The organism is Paenibacillus pabuli NBRC 13638, assembly GCF_001514495.1.
Classification (GTDB): Bacteria; Bacillota; Bacilli; order Paenibacillales; family Paenibacillaceae; genus Paenibacillus; species Paenibacillus pabuli.
Genome location: NZ_BCNM01000013.1, coordinates 1 through 14,640, shown reverse-complemented (window position 1 = coordinate 14,640; position 14,640 = coordinate 1). Strand labels below are relative to the sequence as shown.

General features: G+C 39.0%; 13 protein-coding genes. 8 read left to right on the top strand and 5 right to left on the bottom strand.

Features of this window, described 5'->3' with window-relative positions; translation table 11 throughout:
- Positions 1–36 precede the first annotated feature (36 nt).
- The 4 genes from PPA03S_RS34275 to PPA03S_RS17840 all read right to left on the bottom strand — a co-directional run bounded on the left by PPA03S_RS34275 (position 37) and on the right by PPA03S_RS17840 (position 2,855).
- A complete protein-coding gene (locus PPA03S_RS34275) occupies positions 37–162 on the bottom strand; it encodes a DUF554 family protein (protein WP_082704208.1) in 126 nt (41 codons plus the stop codon).
- Positions 155–697, bottom strand: coding sequence for a DUF554 family protein (locus PPA03S_RS17850; RefSeq protein ID WP_062324758.1), 543 nt, complete (start codon positions 695–697; stop codon positions 155–157). Before PPA03S_RS17850 ends, PPA03S_RS34275 begins: the two co-directional genes overlap by 8 nt.
- Positions 698–713: 16 nt before the next feature.
- Positions 714–2,036, bottom strand: coding sequence for an amidohydrolase family protein (locus PPA03S_RS17845; protein ID WP_062324757.1), 1,323 nt, complete (start codon positions 2,034–2,036; stop codon positions 714–716).
- 207 nt (positions 2,037–2,243) lie between these two features.
- On the bottom strand, positions 2,244–2,855 hold the full coding sequence (locus PPA03S_RS17840) for a TetR/AcrR family transcriptional regulator (protein WP_062324755.1): 612 nt from the start codon (positions 2,853–2,855) through the stop codon (positions 2,244–2,246).
- Between the two features lie 339 nt (positions 2,856–3,194).
- Here PPA03S_RS17840 and PPA03S_RS17835 point away from each other — a divergent pair, with 339 nt between their 5' ends.
- The 7 genes from PPA03S_RS17835 to PPA03S_RS17805 all read left to right on the top strand — a co-directional run bounded on the left by PPA03S_RS17835 (position 3,195) and on the right by PPA03S_RS17805 (position 11,652).
- Complete coding sequence (locus tag PPA03S_RS17835) at positions 3,195–4,250, top strand: dsDNA nuclease domain-containing protein (protein ID WP_068964163.1); 1,056 nt, start codon at positions 3,195–3,197, stop codon at positions 4,248–4,250.
- Positions 4,231–5,913, top strand: coding sequence for a hypothetical protein (locus PPA03S_RS17830; RefSeq protein WP_062324751.1), 1,683 nt, complete (start codon positions 4,231–4,233; stop codon positions 5,911–5,913). Before PPA03S_RS17835 ends, PPA03S_RS17830 begins: the two co-directional genes overlap by 20 nt.
- Positions 5,914–6,053: 140 nt before the next feature.
- Positions 6,054–7,379, top strand: a complete 1,326-nt coding sequence (locus tag PPA03S_RS17825; protein ID WP_062324749.1) for an AAA family ATPase — start codon at positions 6,054–6,056, stop codon at positions 7,377–7,379.
- Position 7,380: 1 nt separating this feature from the next.
- Positions 7,381–8,499 (top strand): HNH endonuclease, encoded by a 1,119-nt coding sequence (locus PPA03S_RS17820; RefSeq protein WP_062324748.1) that lies wholly within the window; start codon positions 7,381–7,383, stop codon positions 8,497–8,499.
- Between the two features lie 183 nt (positions 8,500–8,682).
- Positions 8,683–8,952 (top strand): hypothetical protein, encoded by a 270-nt coding sequence (locus PPA03S_RS17815; RefSeq protein WP_062324745.1) that lies wholly within the window; start codon positions 8,683–8,685, stop codon positions 8,950–8,952.
- 199 nt (positions 8,953–9,151) lie between these two features.
- The gene (locus PPA03S_RS17810) at positions 9,152–10,189 is read left to right on the top strand and encodes an ROK family protein (RefSeq protein ID WP_062324743.1); all 1,038 of its coding nucleotides are present in this window, start codon (positions 9,152–9,154) and stop codon (positions 10,187–10,189) included.
- A gap of 263 nt (positions 10,190–10,452) precedes the next feature.
- Positions 10,453–11,652: an MFS transporter gene (locus tag PPA03S_RS17805; protein ID WP_157284251.1), complete on the top strand. Its 1,200-nt coding sequence runs from the start codon at positions 10,453–10,455 to the stop codon at positions 11,650–11,652.
- Positions 11,653–11,809: 157 nt separating this feature from the next.
- Here PPA03S_RS17805 and PPA03S_RS17800 read toward each other — a convergent pair whose 3' ends face one another.
- Positions 11,810–13,570 carry a methyl-accepting chemotaxis protein gene (locus PPA03S_RS17800; protein ID WP_082704207.1) on the bottom strand — a complete coding sequence of 587 codons (1,761 nt, stop codon included), beginning with the start codon at positions 13,568–13,570 and terminating at the stop codon, positions 11,810–11,812.
- 186 nt (positions 13,571–13,756) lie between these two features.
- On the opposite strand from PPA03S_RS17800, the gene PPA03S_RS17795 reads away from it, so the two are divergent.
- Entirely contained in the window at positions 13,757–14,608 is an 852-nt protein-coding gene (locus PPA03S_RS17795; RefSeq protein WP_062324741.1) for an aldo/keto reductase, read from the top strand.
- Positions 14,609–14,640: the final 32 nt, after the last annotated feature.

Sequence of the window (14,640 nt, the reverse complement as noted above, 5' to 3'; positions counted from 1 at the left end):
GACTTCACATCGTCCCACCATTGTTTCTATCTGATTTTATAGCAAAAAGATCGGATTAAACAGGGCGGGTAACAGATTCAATACTTTGATTTCCGTAATCTTCAAGATGTTTAACCCCGTACAAAGCGCCAGGATGCCACCGATCAGAGTGATTTCATTCATAAATGTTCGACGTCATGAAGACGGATAAGAAATCAGCCGAGAAGAAGACCAGCACTTCGATCACCAACAGAATGAACGCTGAGAAGATGATGCCGATCCCGAAGGTGGATGCCAGAATCAATGACGTAATGCCAGAGAAAATCGTATTGATTTGCAAAAAGGTGTTATCCCCCTGTAATGCACTTTGCAGTGGCCCCAGAATCGGGATCGATCCCACGCACAACAGTGATATGGCAACAGTTAATCCTTCATTTAAACCATTGGACGAGAATTTGGTCATGATGTTCGACAGGATGTTCTCGAAATTAATCAGTTGCCCAATGATCCCGCCTAAGGTGAGGAAGATGATAAACATAATCTGATATTGGCTGGTCGATATGCTGCTCATGGTTGTACTAATGCCTATGATGAGCGCGCTGATTCCAATCACTTGATTGAGTATGGACTTATAACCGTCATTCATGATCCTTTTGGAGATGGCTCCAAGGGTACTCCCGCATATAATGGAAAAACAATTGATCAATATACCAAGCATGATTTCACTCCTGAATTCACCAAACTGAGTTTAGAACATCGTCGACTTCTTTGATTCTTGTGACAGATGGTGTTTGAATTAGATTTCCTTTGACCATGACCATAGCGATGTCTGACAAGGCCTCGATATGTTCCAGCGGATTTTGCTCCATGATAATCAGATCAGCATGTTTCCCGATATCCACCGTTCCTGTTACATCGTCAACACCGAGGATCTTCGCATTGGTTCGAGTCACCATGTCGATGACCTGTTTGTTGTTCAGGTTGGCCTGTCTCATGTAGTGGTCCATCTCTCTCCACATATCATAGTGAGTCACGTAAGGCATAGCGGCATCAGTGCCGATACCTATGGTGATGTTGTTTTCGATCGCTTGCTTCACGCCTTTGAGCATGGAATCGTAGACCAGTCTGGAGTTCTCTTTTACCGTTGCACTTACCTTCGTTACGCTGGTATCCAGTGAAGCGGATGGATAAGCAGCTTGCAGAGTGGGGATGAGTGCTGTGTAGCCATTCAGGGCATTGGGATTATTTTTGTACAAACGAATGATTTCGTCGTCCATCTCCGAACCGTGCTCGATGGTATCGACGCCACCTTGTAACGCGACCCTTACGCCTTCCGTGCTCTCAACATGCGCTGCCACCCGCAAACCAATCTTATGCGCTTCATCGCAGATCGCTGCAACTTCCTCCACCGTCATCTGCAAACGGCCAGCTTCGCCCACCATTTTCGCATCCGTCACGCCGCCCGTCACACAGATTTTGATCAGATCCACGCCGTGTTTCACATTGATCCGTACATTTTTTCGTGCTTCCCACGGGGAATCGCCCACCAGAGCGAGGAATGGAGCACCATGTCCGCCCGTCACACTGAGGAAAAACCCGGAGACAAGCAGATAAGGGCCGACGAATTCGCCGTTATTAATCTCATCTCGCAGCTGGACATCGGTGTAAAAGAATTCTCCCACACTGCGCATCGTTGTCACACCCGCATGAAGTGCGGTCAGCGCGTTGCGTTTCATTCTTTTTTTTAAAACGTTTCTGCCGAATTTCGTGTTCAATATCCGATCATATGTGAACTTCAACATGCTTTCACTGACCGAGAGACTGAACGGTTTACCATCTGCAAAGAGGTGCACGTGGGCATTGATCAGTCCCGGCATTACGTATTTCCCTGAGAGGTCGATCGTTGTGTAGTGACTTGGGATATGCAACTCGTGATCTCGGCCGATATCCTGGATAAGTCCTTGTTCATTGACGAGAATGGTTATGTTTTTTTGTAGATTATGGCTCGAATCTCCGTGGATCAGATTGACGTTTTTTAAAGCATAAGCGGTGTTCATGTGTGTTCCTCCTTAGAATATGGGTGAGGTGAGTGGTTAGGTAACGATGATGCCTTTTTCAATAATGAACGATTAATTCATTTTTAGATCAAAAAAAATAGGCTGATCTATGATGAAGTTTTTTTTGCGTGCAAATCAAGGGGAGTTGATCTGATCTGCACGCTGTGTGACGCGTTATGGTCTCAGTAGACATGGGCCTTTAGACCGTTATTCGTTCAAACTCTTCATGCCGTACAGTCTGTATACATACAATGCTTCGAAAATTTGCTTGCGGCTGTCCTCACTCATATCCCGCTTCAACAGATCCAGATTCATATCGATCACGTTGTGTGCGAGGATGTTCAGCAAGATCAAATTTTCCTCGGTGCCAATCTCATATCGTTTATATTGATTTTTTAGATAGGCTTTTTTTGTTTCGATCATCAGCTCGACAAGCTCATTCTTGGCGTTGGTGTAGATGGTGCCTTTATTCTTTTCAAAGATAATAACGATCTGATTCCGGTATTTCCGTAATACGTCCACCTGTTCCTGTAACAGCGCCGACTTTCGCTCGCTATCCGTTTCCTCGAACAAGGTTTGGTTATCGAAGTGAATCGTCTCCACCAGTACATTTTTAAGATAATCCACCAGATCCGGAGGCACGACGGCGTAGAATAGTTCTTTCTTGTTCTTAAAATAAGTATAGATATTGCCCACGGAAATATTGATCTCATCCGAGATATCGCTCATCTTGGCATCCACATATCCTTTTTCAAAAAAGACCTTGAGTGCTGCGTATTCAATCTCTTTCCTGACTTCGTCTTTCTTGGCTTGCACCATCGGGAACGACTCCTTAATAGTGAATGATTGGTTCGTTATTAGGATAGGCTTTTTTGAAGGGGTTGTCAATGAGGGGAAGGTCTTTAGGACATTGAGATGGGGAGCTAAAAAAACTGGCACCTCTCAATAGTATAGTTTTGTAGGTATCAATTACTATATCACAATAAAGTCAAGTCTTTGTTTCGACACAATGTGACAAGTGAAACTAAGACTTTCTGTTAAGATACTAGTAACCATCTTAATCAAAAGTGATGAATGAAGTATTAGATTTAATTTTGTGATTTTAAAAAGATAGATAATTATAAGAATGGAGGTAATTTCGTGACCTTGTATAGCTATATGAATCAGCCTTACGATTTATCAGGATCAATGTCTAAAAATAGGTTTAGGAATGAAATGTTATGGGGTTTGAAAAAAATACTTGAATTGTATAAAACTCATATTGATTTTACAGTAGTTTTTGATTATAAGTGCGATATTGAAATTCATTTAGATGAGAACTATGAATTTTATCAATTGAAAACTCGTAATGATCATACAGCTAATACTGTTAATAAACTTATCAAAAAGGATAAGGTTGGACGCTCCATTTTAGGTAAATTATACACTTTAAAATATGCCGATGATCAAACAGAATTTGATAATGTAGTTGTTGCAATAGTATCGAATGCACCTATTAATGATGGTAAAAAAGTCCATAACACATGTGAATCTACTTCGTTTGTAAATATGGATGAAAAAGCAATAACAAAAATTAGGGAAGCATTGAAAAACGAATTATCAAAGGAAGAGGAATTGAGACTTGAGAATGCTTACTATATCAGGACGAATATGGATTTAATTAATCCTGAAAAAACTTTAATAGGTGAGTTGTCTCTTTTCTTTGAATCAGTTTTTAATACTGAACCTAAGAAAATCAACTCTCTATATAGAATCCTCTATTCCGAAATTTCAACAAAAGCATCATTCGAACTTGAATTATCAACGTACGATGAAATTTTGAAAAAGAAAGGAATTGGAAAGGCAGAACTATCTAAGATCTTCAATAAGTACAAAGATAATACGGATGTATCAATCTTAAAGATTAAAGAATTCATTGATGCCCGCTATAGTGGGAATTTCAAAGATAGGTTTGAGTCTAAGCAAGCTCTAAACCAAATTGTAATTGATTTATCATCTAACCAAAGTATGAGGAATTTAGAACAGAAAATTGTTTGTTTCATAGAGGAGAACATTTCTGTGTTACCTAAAAAAGATTGGGAAATAGTTGAGTTTATTTGCGAATCGTTGGAAAGTTATAAATTGCTCGAAATGAAATATGTAGAATTTAAAATGTTGGTACTGTTTACACTAAAAAGGTTTGAGGAGGGAGTTTATGAAGAGTTTGTATCTTAACACTTTATACATATTTGAATATAGAAATAGATTAGCAAAAAGGGTGGATTTTAAGAAAGGAATCAACGTCATAACATCTGATAAGACAAATGGAAATGATGTGGGTAAATCTGTGATATTGAAAAGCGTATATCACACATTAGGTGCAGACAGTATATTCGATAGTAAATGGTCTGCTATTGAAAAAACATATCTTTTAGATATTAATGTGGATGATGTGAGATTTTTGGTTTATAGAAGTGGAGAACTTTTTAGAATATATAATGAAAAACTCATAAAATTATTTAATACAGTTAACCGTCGAGAATTGTCAGAATATCTAGCCGAAATATACGGATTTTCTGTGAAACTACCAAATAGAAAACAAGAAACTCTTGAGATAACACCTCCTGTATATAGTTATTTATTAAATTATGTAGATCAAGATCAAATGAACGGGACTAAGTTCTCTTCATTTAAGAATTTAGGGCAATACGCAGATTATAAGGAAAATGTAATTTATAATCATTTCGGTATCTTTAATGATCAGTATTATAGTCTATTAAGAAAGATCGAGGAGTTAAAACAACAGGACAAGAAGTATAAAGATGAAAAGTTAATTATCGAAAACATGCTTATTCGAGTGAAAAAATATCTAGAAGGGTTGGATGCTCCTATTGAATTGGATTCACTAAAAATAGAGCTTGAAAGAAAAAAAGAAGAATATTCAGATATAGTATTAAAATTAAAGAAAATTAAGAATAGTATTGTGAAATTGAGGAACGATCAATTTGACTTAGAAAGAAGTATTGCTGATCTCTCTACAAAACAATCAGAAGAAACTAAAATTTATAGTAAAACTCATAGCAACAGATGTCCGGTATGTACACAAGAAGTTGATGAACTTGATGTTCGAATCAGAAGTAGTAATAAGATTGAAGATTATTTTATTTTGAAAGATGAACTTGACAGTTTAATGATTGAAGTCAATCGAAAGCTTCATATTAAAGAAGAGGAATATAGAAATTTATTAAATATATTAGAAACATATGAGAAGAGTTTAAACATGAACGAATCAGTCATTTCTAATTCAATAAAACATATGGGATATATCGAAACTCAAGAAAACATGATTCGAGAAATGGGAGTTCTACTGGGTAAGATAGAATTGAACGAGACAGAAAAAAGTATATATGATAAAAAAATTAAAGAGTTCAATGATCAAAAAAAGAAGGCGAATGTATTTTATCAGGAATATATGACAGATTCAAAGATTAAATTTGGATTAGAGGAAATCGGTGATGAAAAAATAAAAAACATAACGCAAAATTATGAGGCAAGAGGTAGTAACAGAGCTATTGCAACTATTATTTGGTATTTTAATCTATTAAAAATTAAAAATTCCATAAATCAAAATTTTATAAAATTTCCTTTAATCTTAGATAGCCCTAATAATGTAGAGTCAGACGAGATTAAGGAAAAAGCCCTATTTGAATTTATATTTAATGACATAACCAAAGATACCCAATTGGTATTATCTACATTAGGCTTTGATGAAAGAGAGTATGAAGACGTAAAGATAGACAATATAATTAATTTGAACAATGATAAATATCACGTTTTAAACAGTAAAGATTATGAAGAAAATGAGCACATTTTAAAACTGATTTTTGAGGAAAGTTAATTTTAATTAGATTAAGGAGAGAATTATCTTAGATGTGTCATAACCATTCATTTTGTTAGTGTAGAATCATTTCCAAATTAAATTATGTTTTATTTTCCAGTGTTGGTAGTGTTATTTAGCGGGAAGGAAGTTGACTATACATGCAGATAAAAGAAATATGGATAGAAAAATTAGGTGGATTAAAAAATTTTGAATTAAAATTCCCGACGAATTCTGAATATTATTTTGGAAAAATGACAGTGTCCATTCTTGTTGGAGAAAATGGAACAGGTAAGACATCTATAATGAAATTTTTATCACGTATTTTCGTAGATCAGAAATATATCAGACATATAAAGACCCCCTTCTATCTACGATATGAAATTGATGAATTTGAAGAATTTATATCTCATTTAGGTATTAATAGTGTGAAAAAACCTTCAAAAATTATAGTTTCTTCATATGCTGCATTTGAGCCTTACAAACATAACTTGCCTAGCGATAATAATTTAGGACCTGAGTATATTTATCTTGGCACTTTAGGAAAAGGTCAATTTGGTCCTGTAGCATCCTTATCCTCAGTTTGTATTCCGATACTTGAAACTTTTTTTCATAAAGATGGCAGAAAATTATCAGGAATAAATGAATTGCTAAATGAAATTGGTTATGTAGAATTCCCTCTAATACAAATTAGTTTTATACAAGCGGAAAACTATATAAAAAAGAATTATGAAAGAATGAAAAGCGATGAGAACCTTATGGAAATAAATTACTTGTTGGACAAATTGCAATATTTTCATCGCGAATTTTTGGGAATCAAGAGAACTAATGGTAGACACTTTCTCCATCCGGAGATGTTAGAGGATTATGAAGGTGGTCCTAGTGCATGGTTATCGGATGTTAAAAGACTAGCGAGTTTAGATGGAGGGATAAACTTAGTAAAATCATTGAGTTTTATAAAAGGTGAAGATATAGTACCCCTTAACGAGTTGAGTTCAGGTGAACTGAGCATGTTTTTTAGATTTTTTAAATTAATTTCAGCGATAGGTGACAACTCAATAGTGTTATTAGATGAGCCAGAGACTCACTTACATCCTAGATGGATTCAAAAATATTTAAACATGATAAAATCAATTTTTGGTAAATATGATTCACATTTTATTATTGCCACACATTCCCCCTTAATAGCCGCTGATGTCCCAAATGAATCAATAATTGGGTTGCGAAAAAATGAAGAAGGAAAGGTGGAACAATTTAGTGTTAATGAACAAACGCTAGGTACGAGTCCACAAGAAATACTAAGAGAAGTATTCAAATTAGATAATCACCTTGGAGACTTCACAAACAATACAATTTCTAAAATAAATAAACTGATTGATAATGGGAGAATCGATCTTGCGAAAAGCTTATATGATGATCTTGGGGATTCAGACGAAAAATTTTCTTTGTTTTTGCGTATTAAGCAACAACTTGAAAAGGAGAAGTAACATGTGGAGACTGACTATACCTGATGAAGTTATAGAGGTAGAGCGTGGAATTCAGGAATTCTTAACCGATTTTTTTGAGATAGTATTGAATTCTGATTCTAACAAGAGCAGTGAGAATTTGAAAAGGCAAGTATCTAATAGAGAAAGTAAGATTGGTCGAGTGGCAGCAGTAACTAATCTAAAAGAGTCAATCGTATCGCTTGCTAAATGTTCACAAAAAAATATTATTAAGATGTATTATGATAGTTTAACAACTAGGTATTCATGTCTAATAGATGGTGATGTTCCTACACCACCTGAATTATTACCTGAAAACTCAACACTGATTCGAGAGATTTTTGATTACTTTTATGAAAGTTTATTGGATTCTAAGATTTTTAGACAAGAATATATTCCAGATTATAAAAGTAATTTAGAACTAAAAGTTTATCTGAGAGATAAGATGGGAACTATTAGGAAAATATGTCCATACTGTGATATACAATGGATAGGACATGCTGCTCATTCTTCCATTGATCATTTTTTTCCTAAATCGAGGTTCCCCCTACTTTCAATATTTGTTTCTAACCTCGTCGTTTCATGTACAGGTTGTAATGACAGGATCAAGAAAGCGAATTTGTTATTGCCGTTGTTTCATCCTTATTTTCACCAAGCTGCCGATTATTTCGAATTCGAAATCGATAATGAGTGTAATACTATTATGCAGATTAAATTACTTGCTAACCATGAAGATTCAGTTAGGAGAGTTAACAATTATTTTAATTTGTTTAATCTAAATGAAATGTATGCAAATGTTTTATACAAAGTTAGAGAGGATAGGAGAAAACTTCGAGAAACTGTAAAGAGACTTTATTTAGCTTATGATCCCTCTGATGATAAGGTAGGTGTGCTTCGAAACATTCTAGCGGAAGAAATAAATACTACTTTAGATAGAAATTTATCTAAGAAAGGCTATTTTGACTTGACCAAGATCAAGCATGATTTTTTTCAGAGCTTGGAGAGTTCTTTTTTTGAGGTGGAATTAGAATATCTCTGCTCGCACTTAAAATTAGATAGAAGAACAGAGAACTATATTGAAATGGATAATCCTAATCTCACAGGCCCAAACATGATTGCTTAAATACAAAGATTACATAGACTTATATTAATCAAGGTTATTTCAAGGGGATTTATTATTTTTATTTTGAAATCCTGGTTTCTAATATATCTAAGGATATGATTTTTTGTACTGACAATTGGTACGTGATCACGTACCAACTACCTATTCTTTTTATGTTATCCTCTCTTTGAAAGGAGTGGTGACATGACAAGTACCAACAGTGAAGACCTCGCTTTGCAGTACGCACAACTTGTCCAACAGGAAGACGATTGCGTCAACCAACTGGTCACATGCAACAAACTCATCCTGGACGCCATGGACATCATCGCGAAGCAGGCAGGTGTGCTAGAGATGGATACCGTGAAACAAGCAGCATATCACCTTCATTCCGTGGAACAGGATCTGAACCGAAAGCTATTTAAAGTCCGACTGGAGAAGAGCATCTTGGCCCATCAAATGAGTCAGTCTACATAAAACCACCTCAACTAAAGGACAGTGCAGGATCACACAAGATGATCTTGAACTGTCTTTTTGCCTTTCCATCCAAACGTTTTTCGCTCTGAATTAAGCATTGACTTTCCCCACAAATCCCCCTAAACTTCAATTATTAAAATACTTTTAAAAACATTCATTGAATGGTTCGAAAAGCAAGAAAGGAGGCATACAACTAACCATGTTACCTACATCACACAACACCCAACAGGTGAAGCGGATCAACATTGAATTGGTGAAGAACACACTCCGATCAATGGGCGTGGGCACGAAGGCATCCATTGCAAACCTGACGAAACTCAGCGTTGCCACTTGCGGCACGATCCTTAACGAATTACTCCAAACTGGTGAGATTATCGATCTGGGCCCGGATGAATCGAGTGGGGGGAGACCGGCGAGTCGGTATCAATTCAATGCGGACTACGCGAGTGTGCTGTGTCTGATTATTCGTACGGAGGGCGGCATTCACTCGATCACACATACATATGCCAATCTGAACGGAGAGATGGAGGACGAACAGACACTCTTTTTGGATGAGATCAATGTAACGGTGGTAGAGGATCTGATCGCAAACCTGATCGAACAACACCACAATGTGCAGGCCATTGGCATTGGGATACCAGGGGTGGCACACAACGGTGTAATTGGCATCTGTGATGTATCAGAGCTGGCGGGTCAACCGGTTGGGCCAAGGCTTAAAGAGCAGTATGACGACGTGGAAGTAGTCATTGGCAACGATATGAACCTGACCGTCTACGGGCTGTATAACCAACAGCAATTTGAAGAAGAGAAGAACTTCGCGGTGGTTACGTTTCCTGAGAACCATTTTCCGGGTGCGGGCTTTATTATTGATGGTCGTCCCCTGACCGGGAACACGGAATTTGGGGGCGAGGTATCTTTTCTACCTTTTGGCGTGTCACGGGAAGAGCAGCTGCGGATGTTGAAAACGACCGAAGGGTTGCAGGAACTGGTGGTACAGACGCTGGTATCCATTATCGCGATCATTAACCCGGCGACGATTGTGGTAACAGGGGATACGATGGACCCGGCGATGCGGGATGGCTTAACACAAGGTTGTCTGGATCGAATGATTCCGCAGGAGCATATGCCTGAGTTAATCATCCAGCGAGACACTCGGCGCGAATATGTGACTGGGCTAGTCGCGGTTACGCTGGAGAGCCTGACCTACCGCATTCAGGTTATTGAGAAGCAGTGGTAGCAACTTTGATGAAGTTAAGCAAAAAAATTTACACGATAACGGAGAGGACAGAAATAACCTGAAGAAGCGAAGCGTGCACCTTTATCCCCGGAATTTAACCTTTACAAATGATCAAAAAAATCTGGGGATAACAGTGATCGGAAGGTTGTTCTGTCATCGGAGTGGCAAGTGTAATCATTTTTCTGAACACAATGGAGGAACTTAATTTGAATCAGCAAGCAGGTACAGAAGGAAACAAGAAAAAGTTCAACAAACTGTATGCCATGCAACTGGCGACGATCTTTATTGGTTTTATTGTGTTTGGCCTATCGGAAAATATTAAAGGACCGGCCATCCCACGCATTCAATTCGACTTCAATCTGGATGAGAAACAGCTTGGAACGCTATTGTCCCTGAACGCACTGGGTTACCTGATTGCCTGCTCCTTCACCGCCATCCTGGTCCGGAAATGGGGAATCAAGGCGGTTAGCATCATATCGTTTGCATCGATGATTCTCTCGGGTGTGTTCATTTATGTGTCGCATACCTATCCACTTTTTGCTTCATCATACTTCTTCATGTACATCGGAAACGGCATGCTGGAGATTGCCTTGGCGATTCTGGGTGCACGGATCTTTGTGAAGAACACAGGCACGATGATGAACCTCTCCCATTTCTTCTATGGGTTGAGTTCAACGGTAGCGCCTTTGCTGGCGACAGGTGTGATGTCGTTACACGTGTTTGGTCACGAACTGGACTGGCGCGGAATGTATCTGGTGATGCTGTCGCTCAGTCTGCTGCCGATCATTGCGGCGCTGCGCAGCAAGTTTCCGGGGGATGATCTTCCTCATGAAGATCGGACTTCAATGAAGACGTTAACACGTGATCCAGCCCTCTGGCTGATGGTGCTCATTCTTTCTTTTGGCGTGGTATCGGAACTGGCGGTTGGGGGTTGGCTCGTTAACTTTCTGGAGAAAGCCTATACCTGGGACACGGTCAAAGCATCTGGGCTGCTATCTGCGTTCTTCCTCAGTTTCTCGTTGGGACGGCTGCTGCTAGGGCCGCTTACGGACCGGATCGGATTCGTATTGTCGCTGATTCTGTTCTCTGCTTTTTCAGCGGTATGTACGTTTGTCGCCATTGCAGGCGGAGAGGGGCTGGCATTCTTCTTTGCCGTATCAGGAGCGGGTATTGCGATGATCTATCCAACGGTCATGGCATTTATCGCACGCAGATATCCGAATGGCAGTGACACCGCCATTACGTTCACGGTTACCCTGATGGGGATTGGTAGTGTCATCGGTAACTATGTGATTGGTTGGGTGATTGAGGGTGTGAAGAATGCGTATGGTCCGACCACTCATCTGGGGCTACTGCGGGGGCTTCAGGCGGGGTATGGATTCATCGGTTTATGTGCTGTGATCTGTGCGGCATCTGGAATTGTGTTGTACGGGTATTTGAAGCGGAAGCAGGAACTGATTTAGTTATCATTTATTAATATTAAAACAGAAAGCGATATTTCTTTAAGCGAACAGGAAACGATAACTCAATAAAAACAAGGAGGCAGCCGACGTGATCGGCTGCCTTTGTTCGATTAACTTAGGTTAGTTCATAACTACAAGTGCAGTTGCATTTTAGAGATTAATACTTAAATTGGATAGTCAAACGCTCTAACTGCTGTGACATGTCCGACAAGGTTGTGGCTAGGCTCGTAATTTGCTCCATTGAAGCCAGTTGTTCTTCTGAAGATGCAGCTATATTTTGGGAGTTGTCTGCAGCTTGAAGCGCAAGATTGGAGACTTGCTCTTGACCCGCAGTTATTTCCTGGATACTTGCCGTTATCTGCTGTGTAACACTGGCGAGTTCTTCCGTTTGTTGCGCGATAAAGTTCGTGGACTCCACAATTTTGTTGAACTGTTGTTCTGTCTCACTAGCAATCTGTATACCTGAGTCGACGTCCTGTTTAACTCGTTCCAACGTTTTAAGAGATTGCTCTATATCTGTACGCATATCTTGAATCAACGTGGAAATCTGTCCGGATGACTGATTCGATTGTTCAGCAAGTTTTCTCACTTCAGCAGCAACTACGGAGAAACCGCGGCCTTCTTCTCCTGCACGGGCAGCCTCAATCGAAGCATTTAAAGCCAGAAGGTTAGTCTGTTCTGCGATATCCGTAATGGCATGTAGCATCGTACCGATCTGCTGGCTTCGTTCATCAAGCATCCTCATGACTACATCGGTTTCATTAACGGAATGGTTAATCAGGTTCATTTGCTTCGCCGTGTGCTCTATGGCAGTACTACCTATATTCGCCAATTCCATCGCATCAACAGAAGAATCAGCAATAGTTGATGAGCTTTCCGCTATTCGCTGGATACCAATTGATATTTCCTCGAGTGAGTTGGTTGTGCTTTGAAGCATCATTTGTTGCTCTTGTGCGCCGACAGCGGATTCTTGGATCGAAATGGTAATATTCTCAGTTGCTTGACTGGTGTGCTCTGCTCCAAGGTTCAATTCTTTGGAGGATGAAGCCACCTGCTTTGTGGAGAGATCGACTTGTCTAATAAGATATCTCATGTTCTTAATCATTTCATTAAAGTCTTTAGACAGCTCACCTATTTCATCTTTGGACTTCATGTTGACTTCTTCAACAGTCAGATCACCGTCCGCAACTGACTTCAGTCGCTTTGCAATCTTAAGGATAGGTTTCGTTAGACGCCCTGAGACGATGCTAACGATAACGGATCCGAGAACTACTGCAACTGCCGTAACCAATATTACAAGATAAAGAACTTGCGTTGCACCGCTGTTGAACTCACTTAAGTATGCACCTGAACCGATGATCCAGCCCCAATGTGGATCCATTTTAGCATATGAAACTTTCGTTTCTACTTCACCTGTATTGGGTAGAGTCCACTTGTAAGTGATAAATCCCCCTCCGGCTGAACCAATGTTAACAAGCTCTTTTCCCAAGTACACGCCATCTTCCGTTACGACATCTGTCAAATCCTGACCTTCATTTGAAGGATTCATCACGGAATGAGCGCCCTTATCAACTGCCCAAGGATATCCTGTTTCCCCTACAGTATATTCACTTTTTACAGGCCGCTTATTATCTGCATTTTTTTCACCGAGCAGTTCGACGCGGAGTTTTTCCTGTGCTTGCTCCAATGTTAAATCTCCGCTCTCTACTTGCTCATTAAGGAGGTTAATCATACCAATAACCATATTCACACTATTTTCAAGTGCTGCCTTGCCTGATTCATTCATTTCATTTTTCGAAACCGTATACGAAGTGAACCCTATCACGATCATGGGCACAATTAGTATAGCCAAGCATAGAGTGACTAACTTTGTTCTCAAAGATCTCATTTTTAGTATGGATAACATCTTTGTTTTCACTGCATTTCCCCCTCAACACATCAATTTACAGCTCCCATAACTTTAATAGTTAAAATTCAAGATAAAAGTCTGTACATAATATATCGAAAAAATATGTTGTAAAATGAAGTCCTTGATCTATGCTTTCTCTCTGATCTAAGTGTTAGGATATGAATAGGTTTTCATTATTGCTAGGAGGTTTTGTAGATGCTATATCGTAAGTTAGGTAACACGGAAGTAAGCATTCCTGTTATAGGTCAAGGGACTTGGAAATATGGTGAAGATAAGCAGAAAGAAAAAGAGGAAGTAGAGGCGCTGCGTTTTGGTATTAGGAATGGACTTACTCTGATTGACACTGCTGAAGAATATGGGAATGGTGGCGCAGAGAAAATTGTTGGTCAAGCCATCCATGGCATTAGAGATGATGTTTTTCTAGTGACTAAAGTCTCTGCAAAAAATTGTTCTTACAAAGGTGTCCTTAGAGCGGCAGAGGCAAGTTTAGAACGCTTAAAAACAAGCCATATTGATATGTATTTACAGCATTGGCCTAGTCAACAACATGATGTTTCAGAGACGATGGGGGCTATGGTTGAATTAGTCAATAAGGGATTAGTCAAATATATTGGGGTGAGCAACTTTAGCCTTCAATTAATGAAACAAGCTCAGTTCCATTTAGGAAATGTACCTTTGGTATGTAATCAAGTACCGTATCATTTAAACGATAGAAGCATAGAGCATCAGATTTTACCCTTTGCAGAAGAGAATGGGATCACAATTATGGGATATTCACCATTTGGATTTGCTCCTCATATCCATGCATTGGGTATGAAAGGTTTTCCTGAAGTCGGATCAATAGAAAGAAATATACTTAACATTATTGGAGGCAAGTACGGTAAAACAGCATATCAAGTTGCATTAAACTGGATTTTAAGACAGCAAGGACTAGTCACCATCCCGAAAGCTGCGAGCCAGGAACACATCGTTGATAATCTAAATGCCTTAGGATGGGAATTAGAAAAAGATGATATTGAGCAGATTGAGAGACACTTCCCCTTGTAAAAGCTCTTAGAAATTCACAAAAGCAGGGAAGC

What these genes read in the sequence shown, in the direction of transcription:
- PPA03S_RS17805 (WP_157284251.1), top strand. Translation starts at nt 10,453, where the DNA reads ATGCAACTGGCGACGATCTTTATTGGTTTTATTGTGTTTGGCCTATCG.
- PPA03S_RS34275 (WP_082704208.1), bottom strand. Translation starts at nt 162, where the DNA reads ATGAATGAAATCACTCTGATCGGTGGCATCCTGGCGCTTTGTACGGGG.
- PPA03S_RS17850 (WP_062324758.1), bottom strand. Translation starts at nt 697, where the DNA reads ATGCTTGGTATATTGATCAATTGTTTTTCCATTATATGCGGGAGTACC.
- PPA03S_RS17815 (WP_062324745.1), top strand. Translation starts at nt 8,683, where the DNA reads ATGACAAGTACCAACAGTGAAGACCTCGCTTTGCAGTACGCACAACTT.
- PPA03S_RS17795 (WP_062324741.1), top strand. Translation starts at nt 13,757, where the DNA reads ATGCTATATCGTAAGTTAGGTAACACGGAAGTAAGCATTCCTGTTATA.
- PPA03S_RS17810 (WP_062324743.1), top strand. Translation starts at nt 9,152, where the DNA reads ATGTTACCTACATCACACAACACCCAACAGGTGAAGCGGATCAACATT.
- PPA03S_RS17825 (WP_062324749.1), top strand. Translation starts at nt 6,054, where the DNA reads ATGCAGATAAAAGAAATATGGATAGAAAAATTAGGTGGATTAAAAAAT.
- PPA03S_RS17845 (WP_062324757.1), bottom strand. Translation starts at nt 2,036, where the DNA reads ATGAACACCGCTTATGCTTTAAAAAACGTCAATCTGATCCACGGAGAT.
- PPA03S_RS17830 (WP_062324751.1), top strand. Translation starts at nt 4,231, where the DNA reads ATGAAGAGTTTGTATCTTAACACTTTATACATATTTGAATATAGAAAT.
- PPA03S_RS17820 (WP_062324748.1), top strand. Translation starts at nt 7,381, where the DNA reads ATGTGGAGACTGACTATACCTGATGAAGTTATAGAGGTAGAGCGTGGA.
- PPA03S_RS17840 (WP_062324755.1), bottom strand. Translation starts at nt 2,855, where the DNA reads ATGGTGCAAGCCAAGAAAGACGAAGTCAGGAAAGAGATTGAATACGCA.
- PPA03S_RS17835 (WP_068964163.1), top strand. Translation starts at nt 3,195, where the DNA reads ATGAATCAGCCTTACGATTTATCAGGATCAATGTCTAAAAATAGGTTT.